At 33.2% G+C, this 1,459-nt stretch carries 1 protein-coding gene and 1 pseudogene; both read left to right on the top strand.

All coding sequences use genetic code 11. From position 1 onward, the window contains the following. Nucleotides 1-199: 199 nt before the first annotated feature. Nucleotides 200-472 (top strand): hypothetical protein, encoded by a 273-nt coding sequence (locus CSV72_RS16485; RefSeq protein ID WP_099679241.1) that lies wholly within the window; start codon nt 200-202, stop codon nt 470-472. A 94-nt stretch (nt 473-566) separates the two neighbouring features. Continuing rightward, nucleotides 567-1,031 (top strand): annotated as a pseudogene (locus CSV72_RS17315) (SMI1/KNR4 family protein); the annotation flags it as partial. Between the last annotated feature and the right edge of the window lie 428 nt (nt 1,032-1,459).

The following is a 1,459-nucleotide window of genomic DNA, read 5'->3' as shown; positions in this document are numbered from 1 at the left end:
GAAATGATGTGACGAGACTGCCATTGCGTTAGTTGTAACTGGCTTTTACTTTTCAAGAAATTAAAAGTAGGGAAATCCTTGTTAGTGAACGTTCAACTAATGGATATAGCTGTGTGACGTAAATTATTCCTGAAACGGGGGCAATTCTTGAATATGGATTATGCCGTTAAAGGGCCATTTTGTGAAAGGAGGTTAAAAGATGGATTGGAACGCTCTGTTTGAAATTTTAAGAAATATATTCATGATTCTATTCATTATGTTTTTTGTAATAGACGTTTTTTCAAAAAGTTCTTATAAAGTTCTATACCATATAGCATTAACATTTGGAGTCATTTTCTCGGCTTTCATATGGAATTGGGCAATAGGATTGAAAGTGGGGTTTATTGCTCTCTTTTTAATTGTGGCCGTAAAGACAATTTCTGACGTTAGAAAAAGAGAGATAGATACTAAAACAGAAGCGTTTGCAGCATAGCTGTGTTCCAGAATAGGGCAAGATTAACTATCAAACCAAACCATATGTAAAATGGGAGAAAGTATAAAATTAAAACTTCATGGGGGACATACGTGTGAAAAATATTTGGCAACAAGATAATGATTACGGCAAATTAGAACCATTAACAGTTGAAATTGTAGAACAAGCAGAAGAAAAATTGAAAGTTAAGTTACCACAATCCTACATAAGTATCTTGAACCAACAAAATGGTGGTTACATTAAATTTAATTCACATCCTTCAGATACACCGACACCGTGGGCTGATGATCATGTTCATGTTGACCACGTATTTGGGATAGGTTTGGGAAAGGAAAGAGGAATACTAGAAAGTGAATATTTAATTCGTGAATGGGGTTTGCCTAAGAATGTTGTACTAATTTCTGGAGATGGGCACTCTTTTGTTGCACTTGATTATCGGAATAGTAAAGTGGACCCTCCTGTTATTTTTATAAATACTGAACAGAATCAAGAAATTAGATTAGCAAAGAGTTTCGAGGAATTTATGACTGGACTTGTTGATTACATTGAACAAGAAGAAATAGATATATTTAATACTGTACTTACCAAACAAGAAATAAAAGAATACTACGCTAAAATAGATGATTTTATTCAAAAGGGAACACCGAGAGAAATTGACCGTTTATTCACAAAAGTACTTTTAACTAATAACGAGTTGATACGATATATGGTCGAAAAAATGAGATGTCACGAAAAGCCAAAAGTTCATTATAATTTACTTCTTTTTTTAAACTGCTGTGCAAGAGGTGATAATAAAGGGATTTTAGAAGATAATTATTTACTGGCCAATTGTACAATCAAGTTAGCCACCTAAATTCAAATAAAAAAAATGCCACTATAAAATTCGTGTATCATTGAAGTTGCGAGACTAACAATGAGAGGAAGTTTTATAGTGGCACAACTTGAGAGTACCATACAAAACCGTAAAAATAAACACCTGTCAGCTTT

Origin of the sequence: Sporosarcina sp. P20a, assembly GCF_002743175.1 — a bacterium.
Classification (GTDB): Bacteria; Bacillota; Bacilli; order Bacillales_A; family Planococcaceae; genus Sporosarcina.
The sequence above is the reverse complement of the archived record's forward strand: the minus strand, read 5'-3'. Positions and strand labels throughout refer to the sequence as shown.

Bases quoted from the DNA above. Each gene is read 5' to 3' on its own strand.
- CSV72_RS16485 (WP_099679241.1), top strand. From the start codon at position 200: ATGGATTGGAACGCTCTGTTTGAAATTTTAAGAAATATATTCATGATT.